The sequence below is a fragment of the Paenibacillus sp. UNC499MF genome, assembly GCF_900107975.1.
Lineage (GTDB): Bacteria > Bacillota > Bacilli > Paenibacillales > NBRC-103111 > Paenibacillus_F.
Genome location: NZ_FNVF01000001.1, coordinates 294323 through 311553 on the forward strand (window position 1 = coordinate 294323; position 17231 = coordinate 311553).

The following is a 17231-nucleotide window of genomic DNA, read 5'->3' on the forward strand; positions in this document are numbered from 1 at the left end:
CGCAAAGCCCGTAGAATGCCTGCAGAGGCGTTTTGCGGGCTTTTCCAATATTATACTCACGGCAAGGGTCGGCGCCTCCCGGAGGCATTTGGGAGCGTCCTGCGCTTGTGGTCGCTTTTGGGCCCCCTTTTATTGAATCTCCGCTACGCAATAACTCCGCCGCTCCGCTTTGACAGGGACGAATCTCCGCTCATAAACCCGGTTCGGCCTGCATAGATTGGAAAAAGCAGCGTCTGAAACAAGAAGCGCCTGAATTTCGCCTGCGTGCTGAAAGCATGGGGCAAAGGCTGGGAGGGACGAGAGAGAATGCGCCGGCTCACGCAAAAGTGGAAGCAAATGACTGCTAATATGCTCGACCTTCCGCAGGATGTCGTACAAGATATTCCCCGGATCACGATGATCGGCAACGTCCAGCTTTACGTGGAGAATCACTGCGGCGTTTTGCATTTTTCCAGTGAGATGCTGCGGCTGCAGCTTACACGGGGGAAGCTTGAGGTAAGCGGTAAGGAATTGGTGATCCGCGCCATTTTAACGGAAGAAGTGCTTATCGAAGGAATTATCGCGGATATCAGATATATGCCATAACGGGTCCGGAAAGGGGAGTTTCGGCATGCAATCGGCGGTGTTAAAGTGGATACAGGGATATGTGAAGATCGAAGTGAAGGGCGAGAGGGCGGCAGAGTTTATCAACCGTGCACTTTCCAAAGGGTTTTCGTTATGGGACATACGGGTGTCGGGAGACAGGCTGGTCGAGCTCTGCCTGCCTTGCCGGGATGCGCTGCGTCTCCGGCCGCTCTTGAAAGAGACAGGCTGCCGCATGCACCCGTTGAAGCGCGAAGGGCTCCCTTTCGCAGTCCGGAAAGTGGCCAAGCGTAAAACTTTTTTGGCCGGCGGCGTTGTTTTTATCGCTTCCCTGTTCATTTTGTCTTCTTTCGTATGGTCGATCAAAGTGGAAGGCAACGTGAAAATCGGGACCCAGGCTATTCTGGATGCGGCCCGTAAAGAAGGTTTGTATCTTCATCAATGGAAATACCGGATGGGCGACTCCGAAAAGCTTTCGTTCGGCCTGCAGACTCATCTGCCCGGCACATCTTGGGTCGGAGTGGAGATTAAGGGAACTCAGGTGACGATCAAAATCGTCGAAGCGGACAAGCCGGAAGAAAAACCGCTCGTCAGCCCCCGTAATCTTGTGGCGTCCAAACACGCCGTCGTGACGGAGATCCAGGCGAAAAGAGGCCGTCCGCTTGTCCAGCCCAATGCCTATGTCCGCAAAGGGGACGTGCTTATTTCGGGTACGCTCGGCGATGAGGCGAATCAGAAAATTGTCGTAGCGGACGGATATGTGAAAGGTATGGTCTGGTACACCTCGAAAATCGAGGTGCCGATGACCCAGACGTACGAGACGTATACGGGTGATTCGAAAACGCGGAATTATATCGTGTTCGGCTCCAAAGGAGTCCAGGTAAGCGGCTACGGGAAGCTTCCGTTCGAGCATTATCAGACGATTCCGGAACAGAAAACGCTCCAGTGGCGTTCTTTTAAGCTGCCGGTGAGCTGGCTCAGCGAGAAGCTGATGGCCTCGGAAACGGTCGAGCGGAAACTGGACCCCGCCGAAGCGAAAGCCGTAGGTTTGGAGCGGGCCCGGGCCGATCTTATAAGCGAAGCGGGGAAGGATGCGCGCATCGTAACCGAAAAAATTTTGCATGAAAAATCAGAGAATGGTAAAGTTTATATGGAAGTGCATTTTGAAGTGGAAGAATTTATCATGGAAGAGCAACCTATCGTACAGCAAGGAGAATGAGGCCTTTTGGGAGAAAACGCTAAAACTATTAAAGTAGCACTTGCAGATACTTCGGTAGCGCAGGCCGTATTCGGTCCGCAGGACCGCTTTCTGCATCTGATCGAGCAGGAAACGAACGCGCGTATTTTTACCCGGGACGCGGAGCTTACGATTCAGGGAGATGCGGAGGAAGTCCGCAAGCTGGAACATTTATTCGAGGTACTGCTGGAGCTGGTCCGCAACCAGTATCCGCTTTCGGAACGCGATGTGCTGTATGCCGTCGAGCTTGCCAAGCAAATGAAAGCGGATCAACTGCTGGAGCTTTTCAAAGGGGAGATTACGACTACCCACAAAGGAAAGCCCATCCGCGTTAAAACGATCGGACAAAAACAGTACGTCTCCACCATACAGAAGAAAGACATCGTGTTTGGAATCGGACCGGCAGGTACGGGAAAAACGTACTTGGCGGTTGTTCTTGCCGTTACGGCTTTGAAGGAAGGCAAGGTCAAGCGGATCGTGCTGACCCGGCCCGCGGTGGAAGCGGGAGAAAGCCTGGGCTTCCTGCCGGGAGACCTCCAGGAAAAGGTTGACCCCTATTTACGTCCGTTGTATGATGCTCTTAACGATGTTCTGGGGCCCGAGCAGGTCGTGAAATCGCTGGAGCGGGGGCTTATCGAGATCGCTCCGCTCGCCTATATGCGCGGCCGTACGCTCGACGATTCTTTCATCATTTTGGATGAAGCGCAGAATACGACCCCGGAACAAATGAAAATGTTTCTGACCCGTCTCGGATTCGGTTCCAAAATGGTTGTAACGGGTGACGTGACGCAGATCGACCTTCCCCGCGGCAAAACTTCGGGCCTGATCGAGGCGCAGCGCATTCTGAACGGCATTGAAGAAATCGGGTTCATTACTTTTGCGGAGCAGGATGTCGTCCGTCATTCCTTAGTTCAAAGAATCATCGTCGCTTATAATGAGGACTCGCTAATATCGGGTTGAGTTACGGGGAACGAAGAGGCAAGAGAGGGATGACCTTCCATCATGAAAAAAGAAATTGCCGTACAAGACAGGCAAGCCAATACGAAGCTAAGCGGCTGGAAAACGAGTTTTCCGGTTCGCTTGCTTCTGCTTTTCGCACTTATGCTCATTTTCTATGTCGCGTTGTTTTCCAGGCTGATTCCCCAGACGTTCGACATCAAACTGGGCGCGGTTGCGGAAAAGAACATTTACGCCCCTTTTCAGATTGAAAACTCGGTGGCGACCGAGAAGGCGAAGGAAGATGCGGCCAAGAAACTGCAGCCTGTCTATAAGATCGCCAATTTGCGGAACGAAACCATGATCGATGCGATTTACGACCGGATTCTGCAGATCAATGCGGATCCCGACGTAAAGTTCGAAGATAAGGTAAGCGTCTATCGGACCGTGATTCCGGCTATTATTGCGGATACGGAGAAGATGGCGATCCGTACGATAGCCGAAAGCAATTTCGGCAACGAAGCGCTAACCGACGAAATCAATTCGAAAGTCAGCGACCAGAAGTACCGGATTCCGGAAGAAATCTACTACAAATTTCCGCGTTTAACCAAGGAAGATGTAGCTGCGATGGCCCCCATTACCCGGGAAATTGTTTCCAAGCTGATGAATGACCAAATCTCGGACGCCCAAACGGCCCGCGCGAAAGTGGCGGAGCTTGTCAATTCATCCGATCTGTCCAAAAATACGCTGCGCGAACTCGTTCAGGAGATTGCCCGGGTCGTTATTACGCCGAACAAATTTTTGGATCAGAAAGCGACGGACGATGCGAGAGGCGAAGTCCGCGAGAACGTCAAACCCGTTTACATCAATCAAGGGGATATTATCGTCAGCGAAGGCGATGTCATTACCGATGAAATTTATAAACGCTTGAAAGCGGCCGAACTCCTTAAAGAGAAAGCGAACTATTGGCCGCACTTCGGCCTCGTGCTGCTTGTGCTGCTGTTCGTTGCGATGATCTATCTGTTCGTGCGGCAGAGTACGCTTCCGATTAGGACGAACAACTCTCAGCTTCTGATGTTCGTGCTTATTATCGCGATCAACATGATCGGCATGAAAGTGGTGGCGCTTGGGCAAAATCCGGAATATCCGTTCATCGGATATCTGGCTCCGGCGGCTGTGGGCAGCATGCTGATCACGATCCTGCTGAATTCCCAGCTCGCTTTTATCGCCAGCGTCCTGTTCAGCATTATGTCCAGCATTATTTTCAACATGCACGGGACTCAGCTTTTCGATTACCGGTACGGGCTCGTTACACTTGTTACGTGTTTCGCTTCGGTTTTCGTTATCCAGAAGGCCAGCCAGCGCTCGTCCATTCTGAAAGCGGGCATTCTTATCTCGTTTATCGGAATGATTACGATCGTTTCGGTGATGCTTCTCGATAACTTGACCCGCCAGGATATGCTTTATTCGCTGTCTTTTTCAGCGGCCAGCGGTATTTTGACCGCCGTGTTTGTAATCGGGCTCCTGCCCTTTTTCGAGACGGCGTTCGGGATCTTATCCCCGCTCAAGCTCGTGGAGCTTTCGAATCCGAACCATCCGCTGCTTCGCAAGCTGCTGACGGAGACACCCGGGACGTACCACCACAGCATTATGGTTGGCAATCTCGCGGAATCCGCGGCCGAATCCATCGGAGCGGACGGTCTGCTGTGCCGGGTCGGTTCTTACTACCATGACATCGGAAAAACGAAGCGGCCGAGCTATTTTATCGAAAATCAGACGAATATCGAAAATCCGCACGACCGGATCGATCCCGCGCTGAGCAAAAGCATTATTACCGCCCATGCCCGCGACGGGGTAGAGATGCTGAGAGAATATAACATTCCGAAGCCGATCCGCGATATCGCGGAGCAGCACCACGGAACGACGCTGCTCACGTTCTTTTATCACAAAGCGAGGAAGCTGGCCGAGGAAGAAGGCCGTGAAGTGCGCGAGGAAGATTTCCGTTACGAAGGACCCAAAGCGCAGTGCAAGGAAACGGCGGTTGTCGGAATTGCCGATTGCGTGGAAGCGGCGGTCCGGTCCCTGCGCAATCCGACCATAGAGCAGATCGATACGATGGTCCGCAAAATCATCAAATCCCGTCTGGATGACGGCCAATTTAACGATTGCGATCTGACGCTGAAAGAGCTGGACACCATCGCGAAGACGCTGAACGAATCTCTGCTGGGCATTTTTCACTCCCGGATCGAATATCCGAGCGAGCTTCCCGCCAAAGCGAAATAACCATATGACCTATACATCTAGGAGGAATTAAACGTGGCCCTGATTTTAGCCTGGAACGATGAGCAGGACATCCTGCCGATCTCTCCCAAATTCGCCGAGAAGCTGGAAGAACTGCTGAAGCTTGCGGGGGAAGAGGAAGGCGTCGAGGACGGGGAAGTCGCCCTGACGTTTGTAGACGACGAGACGATTCACGAGCTGAATCGTACGTACCGGAACATCGACCGTCCTACGGACGTACTGTCTTTTGCGATGCTGGAGCAGGGAGAGGACGAGCCCGCTATTCTCTACGGCGAGGAAGAGCCGGATGAAGATACGGCCGGGGACGATGCCGGCGCCGACGAAGAAGAAGGCTTTGAGGAGCCGCTCGGCGACATCGTCATCTCGGTTCCGCGGGCCGCTGCGCAGGCCGAAGAATACGGCCATTCCGTGGAGCGGGAGCTCGGATTTTTATTCGTTCACGGCTTCCTGCATCTGATCGGATACGATCACGACAACGAGGAGGCCGAACGGGAGATGTTCGCGAAGCAGGAAAAGATCCTGCAGAAAGCGGGGCTTACCCGTTGAGTTCCTTTCAGCGTTTTTTGCGGGGCTTCCGCTTCGCATATGAAGGAATTAAATATGCTTTTGATACTCAGCGCAACATGAAATTTCATTTCGTTGTTGCCTTTCTTGTATTTCTGGCCGCCGTAATTTTGGGACTGCCGCACTGGGACGTTCTTTTCCTGCTGCTGGCAGTCGTTCTTGTCATCATGACCGAACTCATTAACACGGCGGTGGAAAAGGCAGTGGATCTGGCGATGCCCGATCTGCACCCGCTGGCGAAAATCGCGAAGGACACGGCGGCCGGGGCCGTTCTCGTGGCTGCCCTCTTCGCGGTCGTCGTCGGCATGGTGGTGTTTTACGGCCCTGTGGACCGTATGCTCCGCAAGGCGCAGGAGGCGGCATCCGCGAACATGCCGGGCATGATCTGGACGCTTATCGCGCTCGTCGCTCTTGTCACGATCGTAATCGAGACAAGGTTCAGCGACCGCGGCAAGTTGGTCCGGCCCAGCCTGCTTTCGGCGGTTCTGACGGCTCTTGCGACGCTGATCGCCGTGATCGCCGGCCAGACGATCGTGACGCTGCTCTCCGGCACGCTTGCCGCGCTTGCCCTGATGGTTCTGGCCGAGCGGAAGCACCGGGCGCTGCCGTCCCTGCTGCTCGGTTCCGTTATCGGGGTCGCCGTCACTCTTCTGGCCTGGCTCTGGAGAGGCTGGGGGTAGATGCTTGGCCAGCCTGTATGAATACTTTTTTTGAGGGTAAACCGAAAGGAAGAGATGCCTTATGAAACCGGAAGAACTGCTGGAACATGCGCGGCAGGCACGCCTGAAAGCGTATATCCCCTACTCGCATTTCGGGGTGGGAGCCGCTCTGCTGGATCAAGACGGTCACGTCCATCACGGCTGCAATATCGAAAATGCGGCTTACGGGCCGACGAACTGCGCCGAACGCACCGCGGTTTTCCGTGCCGTCGCCGACGGGCACAAACCGGGCTCCTTCCAATCGATGGCGGTTATCGGCGATACGGAAGGTCCGATTTCACCATGCGGGGTATGCAGGCAGGTTCTGATCGAACTTTGCGGACCGGACATGCCCGTTATTTTAGGTAACTTAAACGGTGACTATACGATAACGACCACGGGTGAACTGCTGCCCGGAGCATTTACGTCAAAAGATTTGCAGTCTTAGGAGGAACTAATTACAGCATGAACAAAGAAAAATTCAAATCCGGATTCGTTTCGATTATCGGACGGCCGAACGTAGGGAAATCCACCCTGATGAACCAGGTTATCGGGCAGAAGATCGCGATTATGTCCGATAAGCCGCAGACCACGCGCAACAAAATTCACGGCGTTTATACGACCGACAATTCTCAGATTGTTTTCCTGGACACGCCGGGTATTCATAAACCGTCATCCAAGCTGGGCGATTATATGATGAAAGTCGCGCACAGCACTTTAGGCGAAGTGGATGCCATTCTTTTTCTTGCCGACGTATCGGAAGGAATCGGCGGCGGAGACCGCTATATCATCGAACAGCTGAAGAACGTTAAAACGCCGGTCATTCTCGTTTTGAACAAAATCGATCAGGTGCATCCGGAACAATTGTTCCCGATCATTACAACCTATAAAGATTTGTACGAATTCGCGGAAATCGTTCCGGTCTCGGCTCTGCTCGGCAACAACGTAAATACGATGCTGGAGCAGGTTGTAAAATATTTGCCGGAAGGTCCGCAGTACTATCCCGCGGATCAAATCACCGATCATCCCGAACAGTTCGTTTGCGCGGAGCTTGTCCGCGAGAAAATCCTTCATATGACAAGGGAAGAAATTCCTCACTCCATCGCGGTAGCGATCGAGGATATGAAGGTTGAAAAAAACGGGGTGGTTCATATTTCAGCCGTTATTTACGTAGAGCGCGATTCGCAGAAAGGCATTATTATCGGCAAGCAAGGCTCGCTGCTGAAAGAAATCGGCAAGCAGGCAAGACATGATATCGAAGCGCTGCTCGGCTCCAAAACGTTTCTCGAATTGTGGGTAAAAGTCAAAAAGGACTGGCGCAATCAGGAACGCGTACTGCGGGACCTGGGCTTCCGAAACGAGTAACCGCGGGGCTTTCCCCACCGTTCCATTAATTGCCTGACATAGTCTGCTTCAACGGGTACATCCTAAGGGTAATCATCAACACGAACATCTTACGGAGAGGATGATCCAGAGTGAGAGATTTTACCTGGCACTATTTTTGGTCGACGGGGGAAGTGGACGCTTACCTGCTGTACAAAGATTTGGCGTCTGATCCCGAACTTGCAGGAGAAGAGCTGATGGAGCAAGAGCAGGAGGCCGTGCATTCGTTTGAAGCCTGAGAACGCCTGGAGACTGATCCGGCGTTTCCGGAAAGGAAGCGCATGAGAGATGCTGCACCGGGTGCAAGGGATTGTTCTCCGTAGCGTCGATTACGGGGAAGGGAACAAAATCATTACGATTTATACCCGTGAACTGGGCAAAGTGGGGGTGATCGCGCGCGGAGTGAAGAAGGTGAAAAGCCGGCTCGGCGCCGTCACCCAGTTGTTCACGTACGGGGACTACGTTTTTTATAGACAGGGAAAGCTCGGAACGTTGAATCACGGGGAGATCATAGAGCCCCATCACAAATTGAGAGAAGATCTTTATAAATCTGCGTACGCCTCTTACCTGGTTGAAATGGTTGACCGGATGCTGGGAGAGGAGGATCGCAGTTTATTCTTGTTCGATCAATTGGAAGCGGGACTCATGGCCATCGAGCAGGAGAAGGACATGCAGATCGTCGCGCACGTTTTCGAGCTCAAGATGCTTGCGGCCGCCGGGTATACGCCTATTCTCGATAAATGCGCCTCGTGCGGGCGGACGGAGGAACTTTCCGCTTTCAGCGCTGCCGCGGGAGGCGCAATGTGCAGCCGCTGCAAGCATCTCGATCCTTATGCGGCCGCCGTGACGGAAAGCACGCTGAAGCTTATGCGGCTGCTGCAGCAGGTTGATCTTGCCCGGATCGGCAATGTTAACGTAAAGCCTTCTACCAAATCCCAGCTGAAGCACAGCATGAGGCTGTATATGGATGCCCACGTGGATGTCCGCTGGAAAGCCAGAAGCTTTTTGGATCAGATGGATAAGTACAATATTTAACCCGTCACGTTTGACAAATGTAAGCGGGTTCCTTATAGTAAGTGATTGGAAGCAGTACTGGTACGGATAATGGAAGAACAGAGTACAACATTTGTTGCCGTGGTGATAAACCGCCTGGGACCTTAGGGTCTTACGTGCGGCCGCTTTGATTTTCGAAGCTACCACGGTCCTTTTGTCTTCGTTTCCGCTTAGATATTCCCGAAAAGGTACAGGGAGGAACAACATTTATGAATCCTTCAAACAATCCGGTTATCGTGTACGTGGTATCGGATGCGATCGGAGAGACGGGAGAATCGGTCGTCAATGCCGTCGCGCTTCAGTTTTACCCTGCCCCGATTGTGATCGAACGGGTTCCTTTCGTGCATGATACGGAGGAGATCGACCGCCTGCTCGCCAAAGTCGCCCGTCAGCAGGGGATCATCGCCTTTACCCTGGTCATTCCCGAGCTTCGCGATTATTTGACCCAGAAAGCGGAACAAGCCGGATTCGCTTACGTCGATCTGCTGGGACCGCTCATTCAGACTTTCGAAAAAGCGTTTAACCGCAAGGCCCGTCATCAGCCGGGCGGCAACCATCCTCTGGATGAAGATTATTTTAAAAAGATGGAGGCCATCGAATTCGCAGTCAAATACGACGACGGTCGCGATTTCAGCGGGATCGTCAAGGCGGATATCGTTCTCGTCGGCGTGTCACGAACATCGAAAACTCCGCTTTCCATGTATCTGGCGCACAAAAAATACAAAGTCGCCAACGTTCCCCTCGTACCGGAAATGCAGCCGCCCGACGTTCTTTTCAAAGTGCCCAAAAACAAGGTGATCGGCCTGCTCATAGACCCGGATAAGCTCAACGCGATCCGCCGGGAAAGGCTGCGCACTCTCGGACTCGCGTCCAATGCAACTTATGCCAAAACGGAACGTATTAAACAAGAGCTGGAGTTCGCGGGAACCGTGCTTTCCAGGATCGGATGCCACGTCATCGACGTATCCAACCGTGCCGTCGAAGAAACGGCCAGCCTGGTTCTCGAACAAATCCGGCGTAATCCTCATTAATCCTGATCATGCAGGATTTTTCGCGTGATGAGCGTATATACTAGTACAGCAGGACTATTAGCAGGTATCGGGGGCTTTATTCATCCAACATTCATCCTTTCAAATTGTTGTGGATGCGGATGCGTGCCCGGTTAAGCCCGAGATCATCCGGGCGGCCGCACAATATTCGGTCCACGTGCTGATGGTGGCTTCGTTCGACCACCGGCTGAAGGAGCAGGAAGGGATCGAGGTGATCCAAGTCGACCGTTCGGACCAGTCCGTCGATTTGTTTATCGCCAATCATATCCGGCGCGGAGATATCCTGGTTACGCAGGATTTCGGTCTGGCCGCCATCGGTTTGGGCAAAGGGGCGGTGTGCCTCTCGAACCGCGGGCAGGAATACACCGACCGGACGATTGATTTTCTTCTTGACCGGCGTCATACACAAGGCAAGCTGCGCCGTGGAGGCAAGCATTCCAAAGGACCGAAGCCCTTCACGGACGAGGACCGCGAATTTTTTCTACACGGTTTGACAAAAGTTTTACTTCGTTTGCAGGAGAATAGGCCTGTTTAGCGAATACGTATAGTTGTTTACCGCACAAGAAGCTTTTTTATAAGGATTGAAGGTGGGGGAAATGGGTTACGGACGCATTCCGGATGAAGTGATCGAAGCTGTTCTGCAGCGTCATGACATTGCCGATGTGATAGGAAAGTACGTCCATTTGACCAAACAGGGCCACTACCTGAAGGGGCTTTGTCCGTTTCACTCGGAAAAATCGCCTTCGTTTACGGTTACGCCCGAGAAACAGATTTATCACTGCTTCGGATGCGGAGCGGGGGGCAACATGTTCCAGTTTCTCCGGGAAATCGAAGGCTACACGTTTGCTGAAGCCGTCCGGCATCTGGCGGAGGAAGCGGATATTCCCGTTACTTGGGAAGAGTCTTTATCCGCGGACAATCCGCAGCAGAAGGACCGGTCCAAAATGCTGGAGGCCAATGAGAAAGCGGCCAAACTGTACTGTTATATTCTAATGAATACCGATCAAGGCAAAAACGCACTCGATTATGTGCGCAACCGGCAGATGTCGGATAAATTGATCGACGCTTTTCAGATCGGATATGCTCCCGCCATGTGGGATACGCTTGTACAGCAGCTTCAGAAGGCGGGCTACGATCTTCCGCTGATGGAACGGGGAGGGCTTGTATCGGCCCGTTCCGAGGGAGACGGTTATATCGACAAGTTCAGGGACAGAGTGATTTTCCCGATCTGGGACGCGCAGGGCAAAGTTATTGCCTTCGGTGGCCGGGCACTCGGGGATGTGCAGCCTAAGTACTTGAACAGTCCTGAAACGATGCTCTTCAACAAAAGCCGTGTGCTGTATAATTTTCACCAGGCACGTCCGCAAATCCGGAAAACGAATACCATGGTATTGTTTGAAGGCTATATGGATGTGGTAAAAGCTTGGGAAGCCGGGGTGAGAAACGGTGTCGGTACGATGGGTACCGCGCTGACCCCCGAGCATGCGGAACTGATCCGGCGCAACGCCGGACGGGTCGTGATCTGTTACGACGGAGATTCGGCCGGACAGAATGCGGCTTACAAGGCAATCCCCCTGCTTGAACAGGCAGGCTGCGAAGTGAAAGTAGCCATGCTTCCGGATGCCAAAGATCCGGATGAATACATTACCGCATACGGCTCCGAGAGATTTGTACGGGAGATCATTGATTACGCCGTACCCTCGATCAAATACAGGCTGCACTACATTCGCCGGCATTTCCGTTTGCAGGAGGAAGGCGATCGGATACGCTACCAGCAAACGGCTTTGAAGATGATTGCGGACTTGAGCTCGATCGAACGAGAGCATTATTTGAAACAGCTCTCCAGTGAGTTTGAGACCTCTTACGAGTCGCTCAAACAAGATCTGGCCAACCTCCGGATGAAATCGGAAAAAAACCGGACACTCAGGGATAATATCGACGTTCCGTGGAATAATGGTAGGCATAATAGGAAAGAAACGCCAAAAGCGCCGCTTTATCCGGCTTATCATAACGCGGAACGGCAGCTTCTAGCCGTCATGATGCACGATCGGGATGTCACCGCCTACGTAGAAGAACGGTTAGGCGACGAATTTAACGTGGATGCTCATGCCGTTCTGGCGGCTTATTTATATGCTTTTTATGCCCAAAACTCCACACCGAGCGTGAGCCGTTACATGGCAATGATTCAGGACGACAAACTGGAAAATCTGGCGAGTTCCATCGCAATGATGGGAGCGCACCACGGTGTGAACGAAGTCGTCATCGACGACTACATCAAAGAAATCAAAAAATATCCGAAGCAGCAGGAAATATCGAGAAAAAAAGAAGAAATGATCCGCGCGGAACGCTCAGGAGATCCTTTGCGGGCTGCGCAAATTCTTAGTGAAATTATTGCCCTAGAGAAACAGCTTAAACTTTCGTAACGCAGGTTCCGGATAATCTAGGGAGGAGGGAGTTGGATTATGGCGAACGATCAACATACTGAGATCGAAACCGAGTTGACCCTTGAGCAGGTAAAGGAGCAGCTTATCGAGTTAGGCAAGAAGCGTTCCTCGCTCACTTATAAAGACATCACAGAACGGCTGGCTCCTTATGATCAAGATCCGGAACAGATTGACGAGTTTTTCGAACAATTGTCCGAAATGGGAATTGACGTGGGGAACGAGTCCGATGAGGACGAGGGAAGAATGCGTCCGGAGGGCGACCAGGAGAACGATGAATTCAGCTTTGAAGATGATCTGACTCTCCCGCCGGGCATTAAGATCAATGACCCGGTGCGGATGTACCTGAAAGAGATCGGCCGTGTTCCGCTTCTTTCGGCAGAGAACGAAGTGGATTTGGCGAAAAGAATCGAGCAGGGCGACGAGGAAGCGAAACGCCGTCTGGCCGAAGCGAACCTCCGTCTCGTGGTCAGCATCGCCAAACGCTACGTCGGACGGGGCATGCTGTTCCTGGATCTGATCCAGGAAGGCAACATGGGTCTGATCAAAGCGGTGGAGAAATTCGATCACACCAAAGGGTATAAGTTCAGTACGTACGCTACCTGGTGGATTCGCCAAGCCATTACGCGCGCTATTGCCGACCAGGCGAGAACGATCCGTATCCCGGTTCATATGGTGGAAACCATCAACAAGCTGATCCGGGTATCCCGCCAGCTGCTGCAGGAACTGGGACGCGAACCGACGCCGGAAGAGATCGCGAAGGAAATGGAACTGAGCACGGATAAAGTCCGCGAAATCATGAAGATCGCGCAGGAACCGGTATCCCTGGAAACTCCGATCGGTGAAGAAGACGATTCCCATCTGGGCGACTTTATTGAAGATCAGGAAGCGCTGGCACCGGCGGATGCGGCGGCTTACGAGCTTCTTAAAGAACAGCTTGAAGATGTTCTAGATACGCTGACCGAGCGTGAAGAAAACGTGCTTCGTCTTCGCTTCGGTCTGGATGACGGGCGTACCCGGACTCTCGAAGAAGTGGGCAAAGTTTTCGGGGTTACCCGTGAACGGATTCGTCAGATCGAAGCCAAAGCGCTTCGTAAGCTGAGGCACCCGAGCCGCAGCAAACGTTTAAAAGATTTTCTTGAATAGAATCCGAATGCCCGCCTCCGGCGGGTTTCTTTTTTTCAAAAGGAAGGAGGAAGGTTGAGATGTCAAAGACCCTGTTGATCAGTTTGTGCATACTTGCGGTTCTTGCTGTGGCTTTGACAGCGGCAGCCTTCTATATGTTCGGGCTGGGGATACGCCGGAGCAGCAAGGAATTTCTGCAGAACAGTCCCGACCTCGCGGGTCATATGGAAGAAATCGCCGTAGACCCTTCGCCGGCTTCGGCGGATAACTGGCTTGCCGGCCAGACGCTGGAGCAGGTATCCATTCAATCGGCGGACGGCCTGCGTCTGAACGGCTGGTACCTGGAGGCCGGGCGGCCTTCCCGCGTTACGGCTCTGCTGGCGCACGGATATTCCGGCCAGGGCAGGGACATGGCCAGCTTCGCTCAAATTCACCACGAGCTCGGCTACAACGTGCTGATGCCGGACAACCGGGGGCACGGACAGAGCGAAGGGGAGTATATCGGCTTCGGCTGGACGGACCGGCTGGATTATGTCAACTGGGTGCGCTATATTCTTCAGCGGAGCGGCGAGGATGCCCGGATTCTTCTCCACGGCGTATCCATGGGCGGCGCGACAGTTCTCATGGCAGGCGGCGAAAGACTGCCGGAACAGGTGAAAGGAATCATCGCGGATTGCTCCTATACGTCCGTCAAAGACATTCTGAGCTATCAGCTCAAAAGAATGTTCAAGCTTCCCGCGTTTCCGCTGATTCCCCTGACCAGCCTGATCTGCAAAATAAAGGCGGGCTATTTCTTCGGAGAAGCTTCGGCGCTTAAGCAGGTCAAGCGTACGGAAAAGCCGATTCTTTTTATTCATGGAGAAGCGGATACGTTCGTTCCGTTTTTTATGGTTCACGGCTTATACAAGGCGGCTCCCGCGGGCAAAGATTTGTTCATGGTGCCCCGGGCGGGACACGGGCTCGCTTTTATGACGGACAAGGACGGCTACCGGAGCAGGGTGACCGAATTCGCCAAGCAATGCCTGGAAGAAAAGCAAAAGGTCCTGCAGACACGGTCTGAAGCTTAAATCCGCAAATGCAGGAACATCGGATTTCCTTCTCAAATTCGGAAGGCCGCGAACCGATAAAGTTGTTGGGAAGGTGAAGCTCATGGATGACGAGAAACGAACGGCTATTATTAAAGAAATCGAGCACTGGCGGAGATCTAAGCTTCTACCCGCACAGTACTGCGACTTTCTGCTCAATTTGTATATGGAAACGGGTGCGGACCATTCCAGAAGGGTTTTGGGCATATCGACCAAATCCATCCGGGGAAGCCACTGGAAATTCTGGGCCGCAGCCGTCGTGCTCATCATTGTTTTATCATTAACTCTACTTAATTTTAACTCTTTTGGAATTTCTTTGCAAATTGGCGTTTCCGCCGTATTTGTTGTATCTTGGTATATAATCGGCTTCCGGCAAAAAGAAGAGCAGCCATTCAGGGCGCAGCTTTCAACGGGCATCGCTTCGGCGTCCCTGATCGGTTTCGGTGTCTGGATTCTTTACGGAAACGGCCTCACTTCGCAGTTGTATTTGGGGTCCTTCGTGGCACTCTGCGGCCTCATTTGGCTGGTTGTCGGCCTTCTGGGGCGCACACCGCTGCTTCAATACTGCGGATGGCTGGCGCTGCTTATCACTTACGGGTTCGTATTAAGCCAGCGTCTGGAGCCCGCTACCTGGTACAAGCTCCAGCTTGCCTGGCTCCCGCTTTCTTTTATCCTCATGTGGATCGGCTGGCTGATTCAGCACCGCTGGAAGAAACCCGGACTGGTTCTTCTGCTTGCGGGTGCGACCGTATGGATCGCGCCGGAGCTGTTCGGATTGGCCTGGGGCACCTCGGCCCAGCAGATGCTCCAGCTTTCGCTGGCCGGCAAGGTGGCGGCGGCGGGAATCGCGCTGTTTGCCTATCGTAAAAATTGGACGGAATGGGTTGCATAAAATATGGTGAAATTGTCTCAACGTTTATTGGAAATTGCGAAAAAAGTCCCTCAAGGGGCAAAACTTGCGGATATCGGATCCGATCATGCCCTGCTGCCGACCTATCTGGTGCAGCAGGGTACTGTTCCGTCTGCGGTCGCAGGCGAAGTCAACCGCGGTCCGGCGGAAGCGGCGCAGCGGCAGGTCCGCGACGCCAACCTGAGCGGGCGGATCGAGGTACGTCTCGGAGACGGACTCTCCGTGCTGCAGCCGGGCGAGGTTGATGCGGTGACCATCGCCGGGATGGGCGGAGCTTTGATCGCGTCCATTCTCGATGCGGGCGAAGACAAGCTTGCTGGCGTATCCACGCTGATTCTGCAGCCGAACGTAGGCGAGGATATTGTGCGCTGGTGGCTGCGCAGTCACGGCTGGCACCTGGCCGGCGAGACCATCCTGGAGGAGGACGGCAAAATTTATGAAATTTTGACGGCCGTCCGGATGAAGCCGGAGGATGAGGGCGATGCCGCGTTATATGCGGACCGCATTGTTCACGGACTCACGCTGTCCGGAGACAAACTCTTGCAGATGGGGCCCTACTTGGTTCAAGATCCCCCGGCGGTCTGGTTTGCGAAGTGGGAATACGAACTCGATAAACTGGCTATGATCCGCAGACAGCTCGACCGTTCGGTTACCGGAAACGTGGAAGAAAAACGGGCCGCGCTGGAGACGGAAATCTCGCGCATCAAGGAGGTTCTGGAATGTTTGCGAAAGGACAAACCGTAATTCAATTGTTCGAAAAGCTGGCGCCGAAGCACTACGCGGTGCCTGACGATAAAATCGGCCTGCAGCTCGGTACGCTGCAGAAGGAAATCAAGAAGATCCTCGTCGCGCTGGACGTGACCGATGAGGTTGTGGAGGAAGCGGTCCGGACGGGCGCGGATCTGATCATCGCGCATCATGCGATCATTTTCAGACCTTTGGCCCACCTGCAGACGGATACACCGGCCGGCCGGCTGTACGAGAAGCTCATCAAGAACGATATCGCGGTCTACATCGCGCATACGAATCTGGATGTGGCGGAAGGAGGCATCAACGACCTGATGGCCGAAGCTCTCGGCTTGAAGGACTTGGTGCCTCTGGACGAGGTTCATACGGAGAAGCTCAGCAAGCTGGTCGTCTTCGTGCCGGAAAGCCATCACGAGAAGGTGCTGCAGGCGCTGTTCCAGGCCGGAGCGGGCTGGATCGGGGACTACAGCCACTGCTCGTTCAACATTCCCGGCACAGGGACGTTTATGCCCCGCGAGGGCACGAAGCCCTTCCTGGGCGAGCAGGGCAAGCTGGAGCGCGCGGATGAGGTGCGCGTGGAGACGATTGTGCCCGCAAGCATTCAGCGGGCGGTTGTACAGGCGCTGCTGAAGGCGCATCCGTACGAAGAGGTCGCTTACGACCTCTACCCGATGGACCTTAAAGGCCGCACGTTCGGCCTTGGACGCGCCGGCAAGCTGCCGGTGCCTCTTACGCTGCGCGAGCTTGTCGCGGCCGCGAAGGAAGCCTTCGACGTGCCGATGGTGCGGGTCGTCGGCGATCTAGACCGCACCGTCCGGAAGGCGGCGGTGCTTGGAGGCTCCGGCGGCCGGTATGTGCGGGGCGCGATGTTTGCGGGAGCCGATGTCCTCGTGACCGGGGACATCGACTACCACACCGCGCACGACGCGCTGGCCGCCGGCATGTGCCTGATCGACGTGGGGCACAATGTCGAGAAAATCATGAAGCGCGCGGTGGCGGATTACATGAACCGCGCGCTTGCCGAAAAGAAATACGAAACGGTTGCCGCGGCATCGGAACCGAGTACGGAACCGTTCCAGTTTGTCTAAAAAAACGTGAATTGGCTGCTTTCCCAGTCATT

Annotated in this window: 18 protein-coding genes; all 18 read left to right on the forward strand. The window is 53.7% G+C overall.

Annotated elements, in window-relative coordinates; all coding sequences use genetic code 11:
• Nucleotides 1-306: 306 nt before the first annotated feature.
• The 18 genes from yqfC to C4S74_RS01345 all read left to right on the forward strand — a co-directional run bounded on the left by yqfC (nucleotide 307) and on the right by C4S74_RS01345 (nucleotide 17199).
• The gene (gene yqfC / locus C4S74_RS01260) at nucleotides 307-585 is read left to right on the forward strand and encodes a sporulation protein YqfC (protein WP_042230050.1); all 279 of its coding nucleotides are present in this window, start codon (nucleotides 307-309) and stop codon (nucleotides 583-585) included.
• 25 nt (nucleotides 586-610) lie between these two features.
• Nucleotides 611-1801: a sporulation protein YqfD gene (gene yqfD / locus C4S74_RS01265; protein ID WP_103993560.1), complete on the forward strand. Its 1191-nt coding sequence runs from the start codon at nucleotides 611-613 to the stop codon at nucleotides 1799-1801.
• A 6-nt stretch (nucleotides 1802-1807) separates the two neighbouring features.
• The gene (locus C4S74_RS01270) at nucleotides 1808-2779 is read left to right on the forward strand and encodes a PhoH family protein (protein ID WP_042230044.1); all 972 of its coding nucleotides are present in this window, start codon (nucleotides 1808-1810) and stop codon (nucleotides 2777-2779) included.
• 42 nt (nucleotides 2780-2821) lie between these two features.
• A complete protein-coding gene (locus C4S74_RS01275) occupies nucleotides 2822-5038 on the forward strand; it encodes an HD family phosphohydrolase (protein ID WP_103993561.1) in 2217 nt (738 codons plus the stop codon).
• A 33-nt stretch (nucleotides 5039-5071) separates the two neighbouring features.
• Complete coding sequence (gene ybeY, locus C4S74_RS01280; RefSeq protein WP_103993562.1) at nucleotides 5072-5602, forward strand: rRNA maturation RNase YbeY; 531 nt, start codon at nucleotides 5072-5074, stop codon at nucleotides 5600-5602.
• Entirely contained in the window at nucleotides 5599-6300 is a 702-nt protein-coding gene (locus C4S74_RS01285; RefSeq protein ID WP_103993563.1) for a diacylglycerol kinase family protein, read from the forward strand. Before ybeY ends, C4S74_RS01285 begins: the two co-directional genes overlap by 4 nt.
• Nucleotides 6301-6361: 61 nt before the next feature.
• Complete coding sequence (locus C4S74_RS01290; RefSeq protein WP_103993564.1) at nucleotides 6362-6766, forward strand: cytidine deaminase; 405 nt, start codon at nucleotides 6362-6364, stop codon at nucleotides 6764-6766.
• Between the two features lie 17 nt (nucleotides 6767-6783).
• Nucleotides 6784-7683 carry a GTPase Era gene (era, locus tag C4S74_RS01295; protein WP_103993565.1) on the forward strand — a complete coding sequence of 300 codons (900 nt, stop codon included), beginning with the start codon at nucleotides 6784-6786 and terminating at the stop codon, nucleotides 7681-7683.
• Nucleotides 7684-7793: 110 nt separating this feature from the next.
• Nucleotides 7794-7940: a YqzL family protein gene (locus C4S74_RS01300; RefSeq protein WP_103993566.1), complete on the forward strand. Its 147-nt coding sequence runs from the start codon at nucleotides 7794-7796 to the stop codon at nucleotides 7938-7940.
• Between the two features lie 49 nt (nucleotides 7941-7989).
• Complete coding sequence (gene recO, locus C4S74_RS01305; RefSeq protein WP_103993567.1) at nucleotides 7990-8736, forward strand: DNA repair protein RecO; 747 nt, start codon at nucleotides 7990-7992, stop codon at nucleotides 8734-8736.
• Nucleotides 8737-8963: 227 nt separating this feature from the next.
• Nucleotides 8964-9785: a pyruvate, water dikinase regulatory protein gene (locus tag C4S74_RS01310; RefSeq protein WP_103993568.1), complete on the forward strand. Its 822-nt coding sequence runs from the start codon at nucleotides 8964-8966 to the stop codon at nucleotides 9783-9785.
• 109 nt (nucleotides 9786-9894) lie between these two features.
• Nucleotides 9895-10338, forward strand: a complete 444-nt coding sequence (locus tag C4S74_RS01315; protein WP_103993569.1) for a YaiI/YqxD family protein — start codon at nucleotides 9895-9897, stop codon at nucleotides 10336-10338.
• Between the two features lie 61 nt (nucleotides 10339-10399).
• Entirely contained in the window at nucleotides 10400-12226 is a 1827-nt protein-coding gene (dnaG, locus tag C4S74_RS01320; protein ID WP_103993570.1) for a DNA primase, read from the forward strand.
• Nucleotides 12227-12265: 39 nt separating this feature from the next.
• Nucleotides 12266-13390, forward strand: a complete 1125-nt coding sequence (gene rpoD, locus C4S74_RS01325; RefSeq protein WP_009671652.1) for an RNA polymerase sigma factor RpoD — start codon at nucleotides 12266-12268, stop codon at nucleotides 13388-13390.
• 59 nt (nucleotides 13391-13449) lie between these two features.
• Nucleotides 13450-14436 (forward strand): alpha/beta hydrolase, encoded by a 987-nt coding sequence (locus tag C4S74_RS01330; protein WP_103993571.1) that lies wholly within the window; start codon nucleotides 13450-13452, stop codon nucleotides 14434-14436.
• Nucleotides 14437-14518: 82 nt separating this feature from the next.
• On the forward strand, nucleotides 14519-15346 hold the full coding sequence (locus C4S74_RS01335; protein ID WP_103993572.1) for a hypothetical protein: 828 nt from the start codon (nucleotides 14519-14521) through the stop codon (nucleotides 15344-15346).
• A gap of 3 nt (nucleotides 15347-15349) precedes the next feature.
• Complete coding sequence (locus tag C4S74_RS01340) at nucleotides 15350-16108, forward strand: tRNA (adenine(22)-N(1))-methyltransferase TrmK (protein ID WP_103993573.1); 759 nt, start codon at nucleotides 15350-15352, stop codon at nucleotides 16106-16108.
• Nucleotides 16084-17199 carry a Nif3-like dinuclear metal center hexameric protein gene (locus tag C4S74_RS01345; protein WP_103993574.1) on the forward strand — a complete coding sequence of 372 codons (1116 nt, stop codon included), beginning with the start codon at nucleotides 16084-16086 and terminating at the stop codon, nucleotides 17197-17199. The genes C4S74_RS01340 and C4S74_RS01345 overlap by 25 nt, the downstream gene beginning before the upstream one ends.
• Nucleotides 17200-17231: the final 32 nt, after the last annotated feature.

What these genes read in the sequence shown, in the direction of transcription:
- yqfD (WP_103993560.1), top strand. Translation starts at nt 611, where the DNA reads ATGCAATCGGCGGTGTTAAAGTGGATACAGGGATATGTGAAGATCGAA.
- C4S74_RS01340 (WP_103993573.1), top strand. Translation starts at nt 15,350, where the DNA reads ATGGTGAAATTGTCTCAACGTTTATTGGAAATTGCGAAAAAAGTCCCT.
- recO (WP_103993567.1), top strand. Translation starts at nt 7,990, where the DNA reads ATGCTGCACCGGGTGCAAGGGATTGTTCTCCGTAGCGTCGATTACGGG.
- C4S74_RS01335 (WP_103993572.1), top strand. Translation starts at nt 14,519, where the DNA reads ATGGATGACGAGAAACGAACGGCTATTATTAAAGAAATCGAGCACTGG.
- yqfC (WP_042230050.1), top strand. Translation starts at nt 307, where the DNA reads ATGCGCCGGCTCACGCAAAAGTGGAAGCAAATGACTGCTAATATGCTC.
- dnaG (WP_103993570.1), top strand. Translation starts at nt 10,400, where the DNA reads ATGGGTTACGGACGCATTCCGGATGAAGTGATCGAAGCTGTTCTGCAG.
- C4S74_RS01345 (WP_103993574.1), top strand. Translation starts at nt 16,084, where the DNA reads ATGTTTGCGAAAGGACAAACCGTAATTCAATTGTTCGAAAAGCTGGCG.
- era (WP_103993565.1), top strand. Translation starts at nt 6,784, where the DNA reads ATGAACAAAGAAAAATTCAAATCCGGATTCGTTTCGATTATCGGACGG.
- C4S74_RS01290 (WP_103993564.1), top strand. Translation starts at nt 6,362, where the DNA reads ATGAAACCGGAAGAACTGCTGGAACATGCGCGGCAGGCACGCCTGAAA.
- rpoD (WP_009671652.1), top strand. Translation starts at nt 12,266, where the DNA reads ATGGCGAACGATCAACATACTGAGATCGAAACCGAGTTGACCCTTGAG.
- C4S74_RS01275 (WP_103993561.1), top strand. Translation starts at nt 2,822, where the DNA reads ATGAAAAAAGAAATTGCCGTACAAGACAGGCAAGCCAATACGAAGCTA.
- C4S74_RS01310 (WP_103993568.1), top strand. Translation starts at nt 8,964, where the DNA reads ATGAATCCTTCAAACAATCCGGTTATCGTGTACGTGGTATCGGATGCG.
- C4S74_RS01330 (WP_103993571.1), top strand. Translation starts at nt 13,450, where the DNA reads ATGTCAAAGACCCTGTTGATCAGTTTGTGCATACTTGCGGTTCTTGCT.